We start from the raw sequence: 13731 nt of genomic DNA on the forward strand, positions 1-13731 counted from the left end.
CAAGCCGCAGCCAACCCACCGGCCGCGATCGTCCCTGTGCAGCCACGCGCCGACGGGTAGCGCCGGGCCATGCCCGGCGAGCACGCAGCGCAGCCATCAAGCGTGGCCCGGCATCGCCGGCGCCGCCGGGACAGGATCAGTACATTTCGCGCTGCAGCCCCAGCGTGCCCAGCACCTTGCTGGAGATTTCCTCGATGGAGGTGTGCGTGGTGCTCAGGGTCGGAATCCTCTCCATGCGAAACATGGTCTCGGCCGCAGCCACCTCGCGCCGGCAGGTTTCCAGATTGGCGTAGCGCGAGTTCGGCCGGCGCTCCTGGCGGATCTGCTGCAGCCTGTCCGGGTCGATGGTCAGGCCGAACAGCTTGCGCCGGTAGTTGCGCAGCCGCGCCGGCAGGCGGTCGCTTTCCAGGTCTTCATCGGTCAGCGGGTAGTTGGCCGCGCGCACACCGTAGTGCAGGGCCAGGTAGATGCAGGTCGGGGTCTTGCCGGCCCGCGACACCGCCACCAGGATCACGTCGGCATCGTCGTAGTTCACCGCGATGCCGTCGTCGTGGGTCAAGGCGAAGTTCATCGCATTGATGCGGCGGTGGTAGGTGTCGAAATCGACCATGCCGTGGGCCTGGCCGACCCGGGCCAGGCGCGGGCTGGACAGTTCCCGCTCCAGCGGCTCGATGAACGGTGCGAATACGTCCAGCATCAGTGCCCCGCTGTCGGCCAGGATCAGGCTCAGGCTCTGGTCCACGCAGGAGTTCACCACGATCGGCCGGACCTGGTAGCGCTCCCCCGCCGCCTGGATCCGGGCACAGGCTTCACGGGCCTTTTCGGGGTCATCGACGAACGACATGCGATCGGTAATGAAGCTGAACCCGGAGAACTGGGTCAGCAGGCTATGTCCAATGGTTTCAGCGGTGATACCGGTTCCATCGGAAACATAGAACACCGGGCGGATGGTCGACATGCGCGCTTTTACCCCCTACGAAGCCTAAAAAGGCCGCCAGCACAAGCTTGTGCCGACGGTACTCTGCCCGGCATCATATCGGCTTCTTCCTACGGACGCGGCCATTACAGCCCGCCTCGGGCGATGGCCAAACGGAGCATCGCGCTTGAACGAGAACATCCTGTGGTTGCACGAACTGCGTCTGGCCGACCTGGCCCGCGTAGGCGGCAAGAATTCGTCGCTGGGCGAGATGATCGGCAATCTGGCCGGTCTGGGCGTGTCGGTGCCAGGCGGTTATGCCACCACCGCTGAAGCCTTCAAGGACTTCATCGCGCACAACGATCTGTCCAAGCGCATCTTCGACAAGCTGGCCACGCTGGACGTCGAGGACGTTACCGCGCTGACCGCGGCCGGCAAGGAAATCCGCGGCTGGGTGATCGATGCCCCGCTGCAGCCGCAGCTGGACCAGGACATCCGCGCCGCCTATGCGCAGCTGAGCAACGAGAACGGTGGCGGCGACGTGGCCGTGGCGGTGCGCTCCTCGGCGACCGCCGAAGACCTGCCGGATGCCTCCTTTGCCGGCCAGCAGGAAACCTTCCTCAACGTCACCGGTGCCGACGATGTCGTGCACAAGGTCAAGGAAGTGTTCGCTTCGCTGTACAACGACCGCGCCATCGCCTACCGCGTGCACCACGGCTTCAAGCATGAGGACGTGTTCCTGTCCGCCGGCGTGCAGCTGATGGTGCGCTCGGGCGTGGGTTCCTCCGGCGTGCTGTTCACCCTGGATACCGAATCGGGCTTCCGCGACGTGGTGTTCGTCACCTCGTCCTTCGGCCTGGGCGAAATGGTCGTGCAGGGCGCGGTCAACCCGGACGAGTACTACGTCTACAAGCCCACCCTGCAGGCCGGCAAGCCGGCGATCCTGCGCCGCTCGCTCGGCAGCAAGGCGATCCGCATGGTGTATTCGGACGTTCCCGGCGAGCGCGTCAGGATCGAGGACACTCCGGCCGAACTGCGCAACACCTTCTCGATCAGCGACGAGGACGTGCAGGAACTGGCCAAGCAGGCGCTGGTGATCGAAAAGCACTACGGCCGCCCGATGGATATCGAGTGGGCCAAGGACGGTGTCAGCGGCAAGCTGTTCATCGTGCAGGCGCGCCCGGAGACCGTGAAGTCGCGCAGCCACGCCACCCAGATCGAGCGCTTCGCGCTGACCGAGAAGGGCGGGAACGTGCTGGCCGAAGGCCGTGCCGTGGGCGCCAAGATCGGTTCGGGCGTGGCCCGTGTGGTGAAGACGCTGGACGACATGAACCGCGTGCAGCCGGGCGACGTGCTGATTGCCGACATGACCGATCCCGATTGGGAGCCGGTGATGAAGCGCGCTTCGGCCATCGTCACCAACCGCGGTGGCCGTACCTGCCACGCCGCGATCATCGCCCGCGAGCTGGGCGTACCGGCCGTGGTCGGCTCGGGCAACGCCACCAAGGTCATCGAAGACGGCCAGCTGGTCACCGTCAGCTGCGCTGAAGGCGATACCGGCTTCATCTACGAAGGCAAGCTCGGCTTTGAGCGCACCACCACCGATCTGGGCAACATGCCGCCGGCTCCGCTGAAGATCATGATGAACGTGGCCAACCCGGAACGTGCCTTCGACTTCGGCCAGCTGCCGAACGCCGGCATCGGCCTGGCGCGCCTGGAAATGATCATCGCCAGCCACATCGGCATCCATCCGAACGCGCTGCTGGAGTACGACCGCCAGGACGCGGCAACGAAGAAGAAGATCGACGAGAAGATCGCCGGCTACGGTGACCCGGTCAGCTTCTACGTGGACCGCCTGGCCGAGGGCATCGCCACCCTCACCGCGTCGGTCGCGCCGAACCCGGTGATCGTGCGCCTGTCGGACTTCAAGTCCAACGAGTACGCCAACCTGATCGGCGGCAGCAACTACGAGCCGCACGAAGAGAACCCGATGATCGGCTTCCGCGGCGCCAGCCGTTATGTCGATCCGAGCTTCTCGGCCGCCTTCGCGCTGGAGTGCAAGGCCGTACTGCGCGTGCGCAACGAAATGGGCCTGGACAACCTGTGGGTCATGATTCCGTTCGTGCGCACCCTGGAAGAAGGCCGCAAGGTGGTGGAAGTCCTCGCCCAGAACGGCCTGAAGCAGGGCGAGAACGGCCTGAAGATCATCATGATGTGCGAAGTGCCGTCCAACGCACTGCTCGCCGATGAGTTCCTGGAGATCTTCGACGGCTTCTCGATCGGCTCCAACGACCTGACCCAGCTCAGCCTGGGCCTGGACCGCGACTCGTCGATCGTCGCCCACCTGTTCGACGAACGTAACCCGGCGGTGAAGAAGCTGCTGTCGATGGCGATCAAGTCGGCACGGGCCAAGGGCAAGTACGTCGGCATCTGTGGCCAGGGCCCGTCCGATCACCCGGACCTGGCCGAATGGCTGATGCAGGAAGGCATTGAGTCGGTGTCGCTGAACCCGGACACCGTGGTCGATACCTGGCTGCGCCTGGCCAAGTTGAAGGCCAACGCATGATGCGTTGAAGCTGCAGGCTGACGTCGTTTTCATCGACGTATGCCCATACTGCTGCTGCATGCAAGCCCCGCCTCTGCGGGGCTTGCTGTTTCTGGCGTGCGCGCACGCCCTGCCCTAGGCAGCCCACTTCCGCAGCAGAGGACTACCCGCATGATCGCCGCCGCACCCGCTACGCCCGCCACATCCTCCTGGTTCCACACCTTGAACTGGGAGCGACTGCTGGAAACCTATGGCGTGCCCCTGCTGGCCGCCATCGTGGTGCTGCTGGTCGGCCTGTGGGTGGCACGCCGCCTGTCCAACGCGATGCCGCGCGCGACCGCGCGAATGGGCGCCGACCCGATGCTGGGCAGCTTCCTGCGCAACATGGTGTATGCGGCGTCGCTGGTGATCGTGGTGGTGCTGGCCATCGGCACGCTGGGCGTAAAGATCACCCCGCTGCTGGCCGTGCTCGGTACTGCAGGCCTGGCCGTCGGCCTGGCGCTGAAGGATTCGCTGTCCAACATCGCTTCAGGTGTGATGCTGGTGACCCTGCGCCCGTTCCGCGTGGGCGATGTGGTGACGGTCGCCGGCCAGACCGGCACGGTACGCGAAGTGCGCATTTTCCAGACCGTCATCACCGGCGCTGACAACCAGCACACCACCATCCCGAACACCCTGATCACCGCGGCGCCGATCATCAACCTCACGGCCGAACCGACCCGTCGCGTCGAGCTGGTGGTCGGCATCGGCTACGACGACGACATCCAGCTGGCGCGCGATACCGCCCTCGCGCTGATGAAGGCCGACCCGCGCGTACTGCAGACGCCGGTGCCGGACGTGGTGGTCTACGAGCTGGGCGCGCACGCGATCAATCTGGGCATCCGCTGCTATGTGAAGTCGGCCGACTGGTTCGGCACCAAGGTGACGCTGCTCGAGCAGATCAAGCTGGGCTACGACAAGGCTGGCATCAACATTCCTTACCCGCAGCAGGACATGCATCTGTACCTGCACGGCAAGGACGGTGGCGTGGTCGAGGCCGACGCACTGGTGCGCGATACGCCCTGAACGCCGCGCTCGCCGGGCATGGCCCGGCGCTACCTGCTCAACCGGCCGGCAGGGGTAGCGCCGGGCCATGCCCGGCGGATGCGGAATCAGGCAGCGACGCTCTCTTCCAGCGTCGGGTAATCGGTGAAGCCCACCGCTCCGCCTCCGAAGAACGTCGCGCGGTCCGGCAGGTTCAGTTCCGAACCTTGGCGCAGCCGCTCCGGCAGGTCCGGGTTGGCGATGAACGGCCGGCCGAAGCCGATCAGGTCAGCCCAGCCTTCGGCCAGTGCCTGCTCGGCGCGCGCGGCAGTGTACTTGCCGGCGTAGATCAGCGTGCCCGGATAGACCATGCGCAGCGCCTGCTTGAATGCCAGCGGCATCGGTGGTGCGTCGTCCCAGTCGGCTTCGGCGATGTGCAGGTAGCCCACGCCCAGCCCACCCAGCAGATGCGCGGCCGCCAGATAGGTGGCCTGCGGCGTATCGTCCACCGCCCCCTGCAGCGTGGTCAGCGGCGCCAGGCGCACCCCCACCCGGTCGCCGCCCGCCACCGCGACTACCGCCCGCGTCACCTCACGCAGGAAGCGCAGCCGGTTCTGCAGCGCGCCACCATAGCCATCGGTGCGCTGGTTGGCCTGCGAATCGATGAACTGGTTGATGAGATAGCCATTGGCCCCATGCAGCTCGACCCCGTCGAAGCCCGCCGCCAGTGCATTGCGTGCCGCCCGTGCGTAGTCCTCGACGATGCCAGGAATCTCGTCCTCGCGCAGGGCGCGCGGCATCGAGTGCTGGATCATCTCGCCGACGCCGGCCTCCGGGCCGGCACCGGTCGGGTCAACGAACACCTTCACGCCTTCGGCCAGCAGTGCCGACGACGACACCGGCGCCTCACCGTTCGGCTGCAGGGCAATATGCGAAACGCGGCCCACGTGCCACAGCTGCGCATAGATGCGTCCGCCCGCCGCGTGCACCGCATCGGTGACCTGGCGCCACCCCTGTACCTGTTGCGGACTATGGATGCCCGGGGTCCAGGCATAGCCCTGGCCCTGCGGGCTGATCTGGGTGCCTTCGCTGATGATCAGGCCGGCGCCGGCACGTTGCGCGTAGTACGCCGCCATTTCGGCGGTGGCAACATTGCCGTGGGCCGCACGCGAACGGGTCATCGGCGGCATCACGATGCGGTTGGGCAGGGTCAGTGCGCCCAGGCGGTGGGGAGTGAACAGCATATCGGCCATCTCTTGCGGGGGAGTGCCGGCAAGGATGGAGACGGCGACCGCGCGGCAACAGGTGCGCGCTGGCAAAACAGTTGTTCCGCCGGGGCAATGATAGGCTCGCCCGAGGTCTCGCCCGGGGTCAGATGCCTTTGCACGGCAAAGGGACCTGCTCCCGACACCGGTTACAGTGTCGGCTCGATCAGGGCGCCGCCCTGTGCCACGCGGTCATAGCAGGTGCGCACTACATCCTCACCGTACTTGCGCTCCAGCCGGCGCACGATAAAATGCCCGCGTGCCATGTCCTGGTAGTAGTCGGTGAACATGGTGTTGAGCGTGGCGCCGGCGGCAGCACCCACGATGGGAACCGCCTGCGCGGCGAACTTCTCGGTCACCACCACACCGAAACGCGCGGCGACCTTCTCCACCAGCTTGGCCAACAGCTTGCCGGCCTCCTTCGGGGCCACGCCCAGGGTGAGGTCGCGGCCTGTCACCACGCGGCCGGCCAGCTCGGCCGACAGGTGGCGCATCACATCGGTGGTGAAGCCGCGGGCCAGGTAGTAGCCGGTCTCGCTGGCGTCGTCACGCGGCGAATTGCCGCCCAGCGCGAACACCTCCAGACAGGCCTGGCGGGTGCTGAACTCGGACAGGTCGAAGCCTTCGCTGCGCGCCACATCGGCCACGGCGCGCATCATGATGGTGGTCGACACCGGCAGTTCGATGAACAACGCGGCAAACCCGAAGGCACCACCGACAGCGCCGGAGGTTGCGGCAGCCACCTTGTGCCAGCGGGTGGATGCGCGCTTGCCGGGTGAATTGTCCATGCTCCACAGCGCCGCCTGCGCGGATTTCGACAGCGCCGCCTGCACCGCGCCGTGGATGCGGCTGGACACCGACGTCGGCAGGGCCTTCACTGCGAACTCCAGCGGCGTGCCGACCAGGTTGGCCATGCGCGCGGTGAGGGTCGGCGCCTCCAGCAGGGCCACCGCCCGCTGCAGGTCGGACCAGTCGCGGGCGTCGTGGGCGATATCGCGCGGGAGCAGGATCGGCTCGTTCATGGGCCGATAGTAGCGCCACGCGGTTGAACGATGGGTAGCGCCGGGCCATGCCCGGCGTCGTCGTTCAGGCGGCCGGCAACCCCGAAAGCGCGCCCATGAACCGGCGGTAGTGGCGCAGCTCGTTGATCGAATCATGCACGTCGCTGAGTGCGGTGTGGCTGCTGTTCTTGCCGACGCCAGCAGCCACGCCCGGCGCCCAGCGCCTGGCCAGTTCCTTCACCGTGGACACGTCCAGGTTGCGGTAGTGGAAGTACTTCTCCAGGCGCGGCATCTGCCGGTGCAGGAAGCGGCGATCCTGGCAGATCGAATTGCCGCACATCGGCGACAGGCCAGCCGGAATCCACTCCGCCAGGAAATTCACCGTCTGCGCCTCGGCCTGGGCAAGGGTCACGCTGCTGTCCAGAACACGCTGCCACAGGCCGGAGCGACGATGCTGGTTGCGGTTCCACTCGTCCATCGCCTCCAGCGTCTCCAGCGGATGATGGATGGCGAACTCTGGGCCTTCGGCCAGCACGTTGAGCTGGGCATCGGTCACTACGGTGGCGATCTCGATGATCGAATCGTTGTCGGTATCCAACCCGGTCATTTCCAGGTCGATCCAGATCAATCGCTCGTTGGCCGCGCCGTTCTCCACCATCGTGTCGTCTCGCTGCAGGGCTGGCCCGCGGGCCGCCGGAAAAGGAAAGGGGCGCCCATCATACCCTTTCGCTGCTCAACCCTCGTCCGCCGGGCGTTCCAGCAACAGGGGCGGCTTGCCGCGCTTGGCGCGGAAGTAGTTGGTCAGCCGCGTGCTCGCCTCCTTGGCCAGCACCCCGCCGTGGATCTCCACGCGGTGGTTGTGGCGCGCGTCGCCCAGCAGGTCGAACACGCTGCCACAGGCACCGGTCTTCGGGTCGCTGGCACCGTAGACCAGCCGCGACACACGCGCATGCACGATTGCCATCGCGCACATCGCGCAGGGCTCCAGCGTCACGTACAACGTGCTGCCCAGCAGCCGATGGTTGGCCAGCGCCTTGCCGCCGGCACGCATCGCCACGATCTCGGCGTGCGCGCTGGGATCGTGCGAAGCGATATTGAGGTTCCAGCCCTCACCCAGCAGTTGGCCGTCGGCACCGACCAGCACCGCACCGACCGGGATCTCGTCGAACTCGCGCTGCGCGCGCTCGGCCAGCGCCAACGCATGGCGCATCCACTGTTCGTCGGCGTCGTGCACCGGTACACCCGGAGCGTCGGTCATGGCAGTTTCCGTGAGGCGGCGGAGCTCAGGCGCACAGTGTAACGCCGGGCTGCGCAGCGGATGCCAGAATGACGTCATACTGTGCCGCCTGCCCGCTTCACGTTCCCGCCCATGACCACCCTGCGCCCCTCGCGCGCCGATGACGGTGCCGCACTCGTCGACCTGTGGCGACGCGCCGTCGACGCCACCCACGACTTCCTCAGCCCTGAAGACCGCCTGGCCATCGATGCCGAAGTGGCTGGTTTCCTGCCCCAGGCGCCGACCACCGTGGCCGTGGATGCAGATGATCGTCCTCTGGGCTTCATGTTGATCGACGGGATGCATCTGGACGCCTTGTTCATCGACCCGGACGTGCGCGGCACCGGCATCGGCCGTCAGCTGCTGCAGCACGCACTGGCCGTGCATCCGCAGCTGAGCACCGACGTCAACGCACAGAATGCGCAGGCAGTGGGGTTCTACCTGCGCATGGGCTTCATCGAGACCGGCCGCTCAGCGCTGGATTCGCAGGGCCGTCCGTATCCGCTGATCCACCTTCGGCACGCGGGCTGAACGCCCGCGATCAGGCGGTCGCTTTGAACGCCGGGGAGTAGCGCACCTCTCCCTGCGCCAATGGCGGCTGCAGGCACAGCGCCTGGAAGTACTCGGCGGGAACGCCCGGCAGCACCAGCCCCGGCTCGGCGCGGAAACCGAAACGACCGTAGTACGCCGGCTCGCCCAGCAACACGCAGCCTCGCGCGTGCTGCTGGCGAAGGGCCTCGATGGCTGCGCGCATCAATGCGGTACCGATGCCCTGCCCCTGTCGCTCCGGCAGCACCGAGATCGGGCCCAGGCCGTACCAGCCGCTGCTGCCGTCGCTGACGGACACCGGCGAAACAGCGACGTGGCCGATGACTTCTCCAGCCGCGTCGGCCACCAGCGAGATGCTCAGCTCGCCGCGCTCGCGCAGCGCATCAACGATGTACTGCTCGGTGTGACTGCTGTGTCCGGCCGTGGCGAAAGCGGCGGTGGTCAGGGCATGGATGGCGGCGATGTCGGCCGGCGTTTCAGTACGGATGGAAAGTGTCATGGAGCACCTTGAGCTGGGCCACGTGTCGGCCCGGAGGCCGCCGCGACAGGGAACGAAAGGGTGTATCGACCGTGCATCCGCGATTGTCCAACTGAGGAAGTGTCGCGGGGAACGGCGCTGCAGCTGCTTTGGGCGAGTACATGCCGTGTGCTCTGCTCCGCTATGAAGATATTCACTGAAATGGAGATTCCCTCAACATGCGCTGCGCAGCACTACCAGTGGCCAAACGCTGATTCTTGGCAGCCGGCGATGACCCCTGCTGCGGTGCAGCAGTACAATAGGCTGCTCCCCCGCCCCCCCTGCGTCCCCCGCATGAGCCCCAATTCCTCCCTGGCCGCGCAGCTGACGCCCCGCCAGCGCACCCTGATCATCCTCGCCCTGTCGCTCGGCGGCTTTGCCATCGGTACCAGCGAGTTCGCCAGCATGGGCCTGATGCTGGAAATCAGTCGTGGCCTGTCGATCACCGAAACACAGGTCGGCCATCTCATCAGCGCCTACGCCATCGGCGTGGTGGTCGGTGCACCGATCCTGGCGTTCGTCGGCGCCAGCTTCCCACGCCGTCGCCTGCTGCTGGCGCTGATGGGCTTCTACGCGGTCGGCAATCTGGCCAGCGCGCTGGCACCGAACTACGCCACCATGCTCATCGCGCGCTTCGTCGCGGGCCTTCCGCATGGCGCTTACTTTGGCGTGGCGATGCTGGTGGCGGCGGCAATCAGCCCTGCCGGCCAGCGTGGCCAGGCGATGTCGCGCGTGCTGCTCGGCCTGTCCATCGCCATCCTGATCGGCAACCCGCTCACCACCTGGCTTGGCCAGCAACTGAGCTGGCGTACGGCGTTTGCGCTGGTCACCCTGCTGGCCATTGCCACCGTTGCGATGATCGCGCGCTTCCTGCTGCCCGACCCGGAGGAGGTGCGCACCTCGCCGATGCGCGAGCTGCGCGCCTTCAACACCACGCAGGTATGGCTGGCACTGGCCATCGGCGCGGTCGGATTCGCCGGCATGTTCTGTGTGTTCACCTATCTTGCGCCGACCCTGGTGCAGGTGACCGGGGTTGCCGAATCGTGGATGCCGCTCGCCGTGGGTGTGTTCGGCATCGGCGCCATCATCGGCAACATCGCCGGCGGCTGGCTGGTGGACAGATTCCACTTCAAGGCTGCCGCGCTGGTACTGGCGTGGTCGATCGTGATGCTGCTGCTGTATCCGCTGGCTGCGCAGTCGGTGTGGACCATCGGCCCGATGATCATCACCGTGGGCACCATGGGTGCGCTCGCCGCCGTTCTGCAGACCCGCCTGATGGATGTGGCGGGAGAAGCGCAGACGCTGGCTGCGGCCTCCAACCATGCCGCGTTCAACACCGCCAACGCGCTGGGGCCGTGGCTGGGTGGCATGGCCATCAGCGCCGGCTTCAGTCCCGCCACCACCGGCTATGTCGGCGCAGCCACGGCCTTCGGTGGCCTGCTGCTGTGGTGCGTAGCAGTGATGCTGGAAAAGAACCGCGCACGCACGGTCGCCCGCAGTCACTGACACTCCTGTCCTCCGGCCGTGCCGCAGCGCCGCACGCGGCGGGCATTCCTGCGGCGGCCGCCGACGGGACTACACATGGCGTGGATATCCGTTCGGGCAGACTTCGATCACCCCCCCCTGGTCGATCGTCCGGACCGCAATGCCTCCCCGCCGTGCCCCTGCCCACCATGACGCGGTCGCCCTGCAGGCCGGCGTGCTGGGCAGTGTGCTGGGTATCGCGCTGTTCAAGGCGTCCGCCCTGTCAGCCATCGCTGCGGGGTCACTGATGACCATCGGCCTGTGGCTGCTCACCTGCGTCCTGCTGGCGGCCTGGGCCCTGGCCGCCTGCCTGGCCTGCCTGGCCCTGAGCCGACGGGTCTTCATGCTGATGCTGGCGCTGTCCGCACTGTTCATGATCTGCGTCGCGTAGCCCGCAGATGCCACAACCGCAGAGTATCGCCACACTTGTTACTGAATAACAAGTGCAGGTGGGCCGATTGCGTCGGCACGGGGTCACATCATTGAATCAGGGCACCCCCTCTTTCCAGGATGCCGTCCATGTCGATCTGCTCCGCCCCCGCCGCGCTGCGCGCCTCGGTCTGTGCCGTCATGTTCGCCTCGCTCGCTGCCTGCGCCACCTATGACGACACGGCCATGCATTCGGGCTGCCAGGAGTCACCGCACCTGAAGGACCTGCCGCCGCAGGTCGCCGCACGCGAAAGCCGCTGCAACAGGAGTCTTGAAGTCTGGTCCAGCGAGCGCAAGGGCGATGACACGCCATTGGATCTGAGCGGCAAGAAGAAGGACCTCTGAAGGAAGGAGCTCTGGCGGTGAGTATCTTGATCCGGTCGATGCACGCAGCTGACTGCGCCGTCACGGATGGCAGGCGAGGATGCGGACGTGTACTACTCGCGAGTGGTTATGTCCCACCCTGTCATCCGCGCTTTCGAAGCCGTCTTCAACCTGTCCGGTGGCGTTGAACGCATCACCGCGCTCACCGTCACCTGCCACCATTGCGCGGAGACCACCTCCGCCAGTGAGGACACACTGCTGCAGCTGCCAGGCGGTGCCCTGTTCCGCTGCGAGCGTTGCGGCTGCCACCAGCCGATCAGCCACGCGCGTGTTTCGGAGTGGCGGCTCCCGTCGCTGCTGGGGGTATGAGGCGATGGAGCTGACTGCAGCGCAGATCAGGATCCTGCAGGACATCGCCGACGCGCAGCCGGTGCGGGGTGACGCTGCGACCTGGGCAGTGAATGCCGGCTTCGCGGTGCAGGCCGAGGATGCGGACATCGACCTGGCGCCGGCAGGCCGGCACGCCCTGGCCGGGCAACCCGGCCAGGAGCCAGGCTAGCCGCTGCGGCTGCCCCGACGCATTGGCGATGTGCAGGCCCTGCTGACATCGGTTCGGCTATGCTGCCGCACCTTCCCGCGCCGACGGCCATGCATCCTTTCCCCCTTCCCGTCTCCGCACCCGACCAGCTTGCCTATCGCCTGCTGCAGGACAGCGACTGGGCACGCTCGCCGGCGGCGGCACAGGCGCCCTGCGAGCTGCGCACGCTGCTTGCGATGATCCTCGACTCTCCGGAACCTCTGTGGATCGCCTGGGGCCAGAGCGAAAAGGCATTCTTCTTCAACGATGCCTACCTGCCGATGCTGGGTGACAAGCTGCACGGCGCCATGGGCAACCGCCTGGACGTGGTGTGGTCTGACGTCTGGGCCGATGTGGAGCATGCCGTCGATGCGGCGTTCGCGGGCCGCAGCCGCAGCTTCAAGAACCTGCCGCTGATGATGGACCGCGACGGCACGCTGCGGGAGACCTTCTGGACCTTCTCCTATTCGCCTCTGCGCGATGCCAGCGGTGCCGTCGCCGGGATCATCTGCGTGGTCAGCGAGCAGACCGAACGCGTGATCGAGCGCGACCTGCACAGCCGCCAGGTGGCCGCGATCACCGAACAGGCGCGCGAGGCGCACCTGGAACTGGTACGGGCCCGCGAGCAGCTCAGGCAGTCGCAGAAGCTGGAAGCCATCGGCCAGCTCACCGGAGGCGTCGCACACGACTTCAACAACCTGCTGCAGGTCATCACCGGCTCGGTGGACATGCTGCTGCATACCTGGCCAGAGGAAGATCCGCGACGCCGCTACGTGCAGGCGATCGGCAACGCGTCGGACCGCGCCACACGGCTGACGGCGCAGCTGCTGGCCTTCTCGCGCCGGCAGAGCCTGTCACCGGAGGTCTTCGACCTGTGCGAGAGCGTGCAGGCCCTGTCGGACATCATCACCACGGTACTGGGGGCACGCATCCAGGTGTCGGTCAACCTGCCTGATCGCCCGCTGCCGGTGCTGCTGGACCGCACACAGCTGGACACCGCGCTGATCAACATCGCCGTCAATGCGCGCGATGCGATCGACGGCCACGGCACGGTCACCATCGACGTCGAGCAGGTTACGGCGGTGCCTTCGGTCCGCTTCGCGGCACCGCTGAAGGGTGACTTCGCCGCCATCAGCGTCACCGATACCGGCTCCGGCATCGACCCGGGCGTGGTGGATCGCATCTTCGAACCCTTCTTCACCACCAAAGGTATTGGTGCCGGCACCGGCCTGGGCCTCAGCCAGGTATTCGGTTTCGTCAAGCAGTCCGAAGGCGAGGTGGACGTCAAGAGCGAGGCTGGCGTCGGTACCCGGTTCACGCTGTATCTGCCGCTCACCCGTTCCAGCGAGACAGTGGCGCGGCCGGCGGCACAGCCGGGCCTGCTGCACGGGCACGGGCTGTGCGTGCTGGTGGTGGAGGACAACGTGGATGTGGCCGAGTTCGCGGTCGGAGCCCTGCGCGAACTCGACTATGAGGTGGTACTGGCCCGCAACGCCAATGAGGCCCTTGCCGAACTGGAACAGGACGCCACGCGGTTCCATGTGATGTTCAGCGACGTGGTGATGCCCGGCACCAACGGCCTGGAACTGGCCCGGCACGTGCGCGATCGCTTTCCGGATCTACCCATCATCCTGACCAGCGGCTACAGCGAGTTGCTGGCACGCGACCCCGGCCACGGCTTCACCCTGCTGCGCAAGCCCTACTCGCTCAAGCAGCTCGCCGTCGTGATGACCGAGGCCGCGGGCCGGAGGGAGGTTGCGACGATACGGGCGTAACGTCCTCCGC

15 protein-coding genes are annotated in these 13731 nt (G+C 66.7%); 9 read left to right on the plus strand and 6 right to left on the minus strand.

The features are described from left to right. Positions 1-136 precede the first annotated feature (136 nt). A complete protein-coding gene (gene ppsR, locus ACVOKU_RS08440; RefSeq protein WP_053517875.1) occupies positions 137-958 on the minus strand; it encodes a posphoenolpyruvate synthetase regulatory kinase/phosphorylase PpsR in 822 nt (273 codons plus the stop codon). 145 nt (positions 959-1103) lie between these two features. On the opposite strand from ppsR, the gene ppsA reads away from it, so the two are divergent. Then, a complete protein-coding gene (gene ppsA, locus ACVOKU_RS08445; protein WP_481559628.1) occupies positions 1104-3482 on the plus strand; it encodes a phosphoenolpyruvate synthase in 2379 nt (792 codons plus the stop codon). A gap of 150 nt (positions 3483-3632) precedes the next feature. Continuing rightward, on the plus strand, positions 3633-4526 hold the full coding sequence (locus ACVOKU_RS08450; RefSeq protein WP_481559629.1) for a mechanosensitive ion channel family protein: 894 nt from the start codon (positions 3633-3635) through the stop codon (positions 4524-4526). A gap of 86 nt (positions 4527-4612) precedes the next feature. On the opposite strand, the gene ACVOKU_RS08455 is transcribed toward ACVOKU_RS08450, so the two are convergent. The 4 genes from ACVOKU_RS08455 to tadA form a co-directional block, all read right to left on the minus strand. Next, positions 4613-5728: an alkene reductase gene (locus tag ACVOKU_RS08455; protein ID WP_481559630.1), complete on the minus strand. Its 1116-nt coding sequence runs from the start codon at positions 5726-5728 to the stop codon at positions 4613-4615. A gap of 170 nt (positions 5729-5898) precedes the next feature. Then, positions 5899-6771 carry an EcsC family protein gene (locus tag ACVOKU_RS08460; protein ID WP_481559631.1) on the minus strand — a complete coding sequence of 291 codons (873 nt, stop codon included), beginning with the start codon at positions 6769-6771 and terminating at the stop codon, positions 5899-5901. A gap of 64 nt (positions 6772-6835) precedes the next feature. Further along, on the minus strand, positions 6836-7408 hold the full coding sequence (gene orn / locus ACVOKU_RS08465; protein WP_263174920.1) for an oligoribonuclease: 573 nt from the start codon (positions 7406-7408) through the stop codon (positions 6836-6838). A 75-nt stretch (positions 7409-7483) separates the two neighbouring features. Next, complete coding sequence (gene tadA, locus ACVOKU_RS08470) at positions 7484-8008, minus strand: tRNA adenosine(34) deaminase TadA (RefSeq protein ID WP_180877036.1); 525 nt, start codon at positions 8006-8008, stop codon at positions 7484-7486. A gap of 111 nt (positions 8009-8119) precedes the next feature. Here tadA and ACVOKU_RS08475 point away from each other — a divergent pair, with 111 nt between their 5' ends. Continuing rightward, a complete protein-coding gene (locus ACVOKU_RS08475; RefSeq protein ID WP_481559632.1) occupies positions 8120-8557 on the plus strand; it encodes an acetyltransferase in 438 nt (145 codons plus the stop codon). A gap of 10 nt (positions 8558-8567) precedes the next feature. On the opposite strand, the gene ACVOKU_RS08480 is transcribed toward ACVOKU_RS08475, so the two are convergent. After that, the gene (locus ACVOKU_RS08480; protein WP_481559633.1) at positions 8568-9074 is read right to left on the minus strand and encodes a GNAT family N-acetyltransferase; all 507 of its coding nucleotides are present in this window, start codon (positions 9072-9074) and stop codon (positions 8568-8570) included. 312 nt (positions 9075-9386) lie between these two features. Between ACVOKU_RS08480 and ACVOKU_RS08485 the strand changes: the two genes are divergently transcribed. From ACVOKU_RS08485 to ACVOKU_RS08510, 6 genes are all read left to right on the plus strand, one after another. After that, positions 9387-10598, plus strand: a complete 1212-nt coding sequence (locus ACVOKU_RS08485) for an MFS transporter (protein ID WP_481559634.1) — start codon at positions 9387-9389, stop codon at positions 10596-10598. 139 nt (positions 10599-10737) lie between these two features. After that, on the plus strand, positions 10738-11007 hold the full coding sequence (locus tag ACVOKU_RS08490) for a hypothetical protein (RefSeq protein ID WP_065176253.1): 270 nt from the start codon (positions 10738-10740) through the stop codon (positions 11005-11007). 128 nt (positions 11008-11135) lie between these two features. Further along, positions 11136-11390: a hypothetical protein gene (locus ACVOKU_RS08495; RefSeq protein ID WP_481559635.1), complete on the plus strand. Its 255-nt coding sequence runs from the start codon at positions 11136-11138 to the stop codon at positions 11388-11390. Positions 11391-11498: 108 nt separating this feature from the next. Further along, complete coding sequence (locus ACVOKU_RS08500) at positions 11499-11738, plus strand: hypothetical protein (RefSeq protein ID WP_262100293.1); 240 nt, start codon at positions 11499-11501, stop codon at positions 11736-11738. Positions 11739-11742: 4 nt separating this feature from the next. Next, positions 11743-11928: a hypothetical protein gene (locus ACVOKU_RS08505; RefSeq protein WP_481559636.1), complete on the plus strand. Its 186-nt coding sequence runs from the start codon at positions 11743-11745 to the stop codon at positions 11926-11928. Between the two features lie 89 nt (positions 11929-12017). After that, entirely contained in the window at positions 12018-13721 is a 1704-nt protein-coding gene (locus tag ACVOKU_RS08510) for an ATP-binding protein (RefSeq protein WP_481559637.1), read from the plus strand. Positions 13722-13731: the final 10 nt, after the last annotated feature.

The sequence above is a fragment of the Stenotrophomonas sp. STEN147 genome, assembly GCF_056757995.1.

Coding starts and splice junctions, on each gene's coding strand:
- ACVOKU_RS08500 (WP_262100293.1), top strand. CDS start 11,499: ATGTCCCACCCTGTCATCCGCGCTTTCGAAGCCGTCTTCAACCTGTCC.
- orn (WP_263174920.1), bottom strand. CDS start 7,408: ATGGTGGAGAACGGCGCGGCCAACGAGCGATTGATCTGGATCGACCTG.
- ACVOKU_RS08460 (WP_481559631.1), bottom strand. CDS start 6,771: ATGAACGAGCCGATCCTGCTCCCGCGCGATATCGCCCACGACGCCCGC.
- ACVOKU_RS08505 (WP_481559636.1), top strand. CDS start 11,743: ATGGAGCTGACTGCAGCGCAGATCAGGATCCTGCAGGACATCGCCGAC.
- ACVOKU_RS08450 (WP_481559629.1), top strand. CDS start 3,633: ATGATCGCCGCCGCACCCGCTACGCCCGCCACATCCTCCTGGTTCCAC.
- ACVOKU_RS08475 (WP_481559632.1), top strand. CDS start 8,120: ATGACCACCCTGCGCCCCTCGCGCGCCGATGACGGTGCCGCACTCGTC.
- ACVOKU_RS08510 (WP_481559637.1), top strand. CDS start 12,018: ATGCATCCTTTCCCCCTTCCCGTCTCCGCACCCGACCAGCTTGCCTAT.
- ACVOKU_RS08490 (WP_065176253.1), top strand. CDS start 10,738: ATGCCTCCCCGCCGTGCCCCTGCCCACCATGACGCGGTCGCCCTGCAG.
- ppsR (WP_053517875.1), bottom strand. CDS start 958: ATGTCGACCATCCGCCCGGTGTTCTATGTTTCCGATGGAACCGGTATC.
- tadA (WP_180877036.1), bottom strand. CDS start 8,008: ATGACCGACGCTCCGGGTGTACCGGTGCACGACGCCGACGAACAGTGG.
- ACVOKU_RS08480 (WP_481559633.1), bottom strand. CDS start 9,074: ATGACACTTTCCATCCGTACTGAAACGCCGGCCGACATCGCCGCCATC.
- ACVOKU_RS08455 (WP_481559630.1), bottom strand. CDS start 5,728: ATGCTGTTCACTCCCCACCGCCTGGGCGCACTGACCCTGCCCAACCGC.
- ACVOKU_RS08495 (WP_481559635.1), top strand. CDS start 11,136: ATGTCGATCTGCTCCGCCCCCGCCGCGCTGCGCGCCTCGGTCTGTGCC.
- ACVOKU_RS08485 (WP_481559634.1), top strand. CDS start 9,387: ATGAGCCCCAATTCCTCCCTGGCCGCGCAGCTGACGCCCCGCCAGCGC.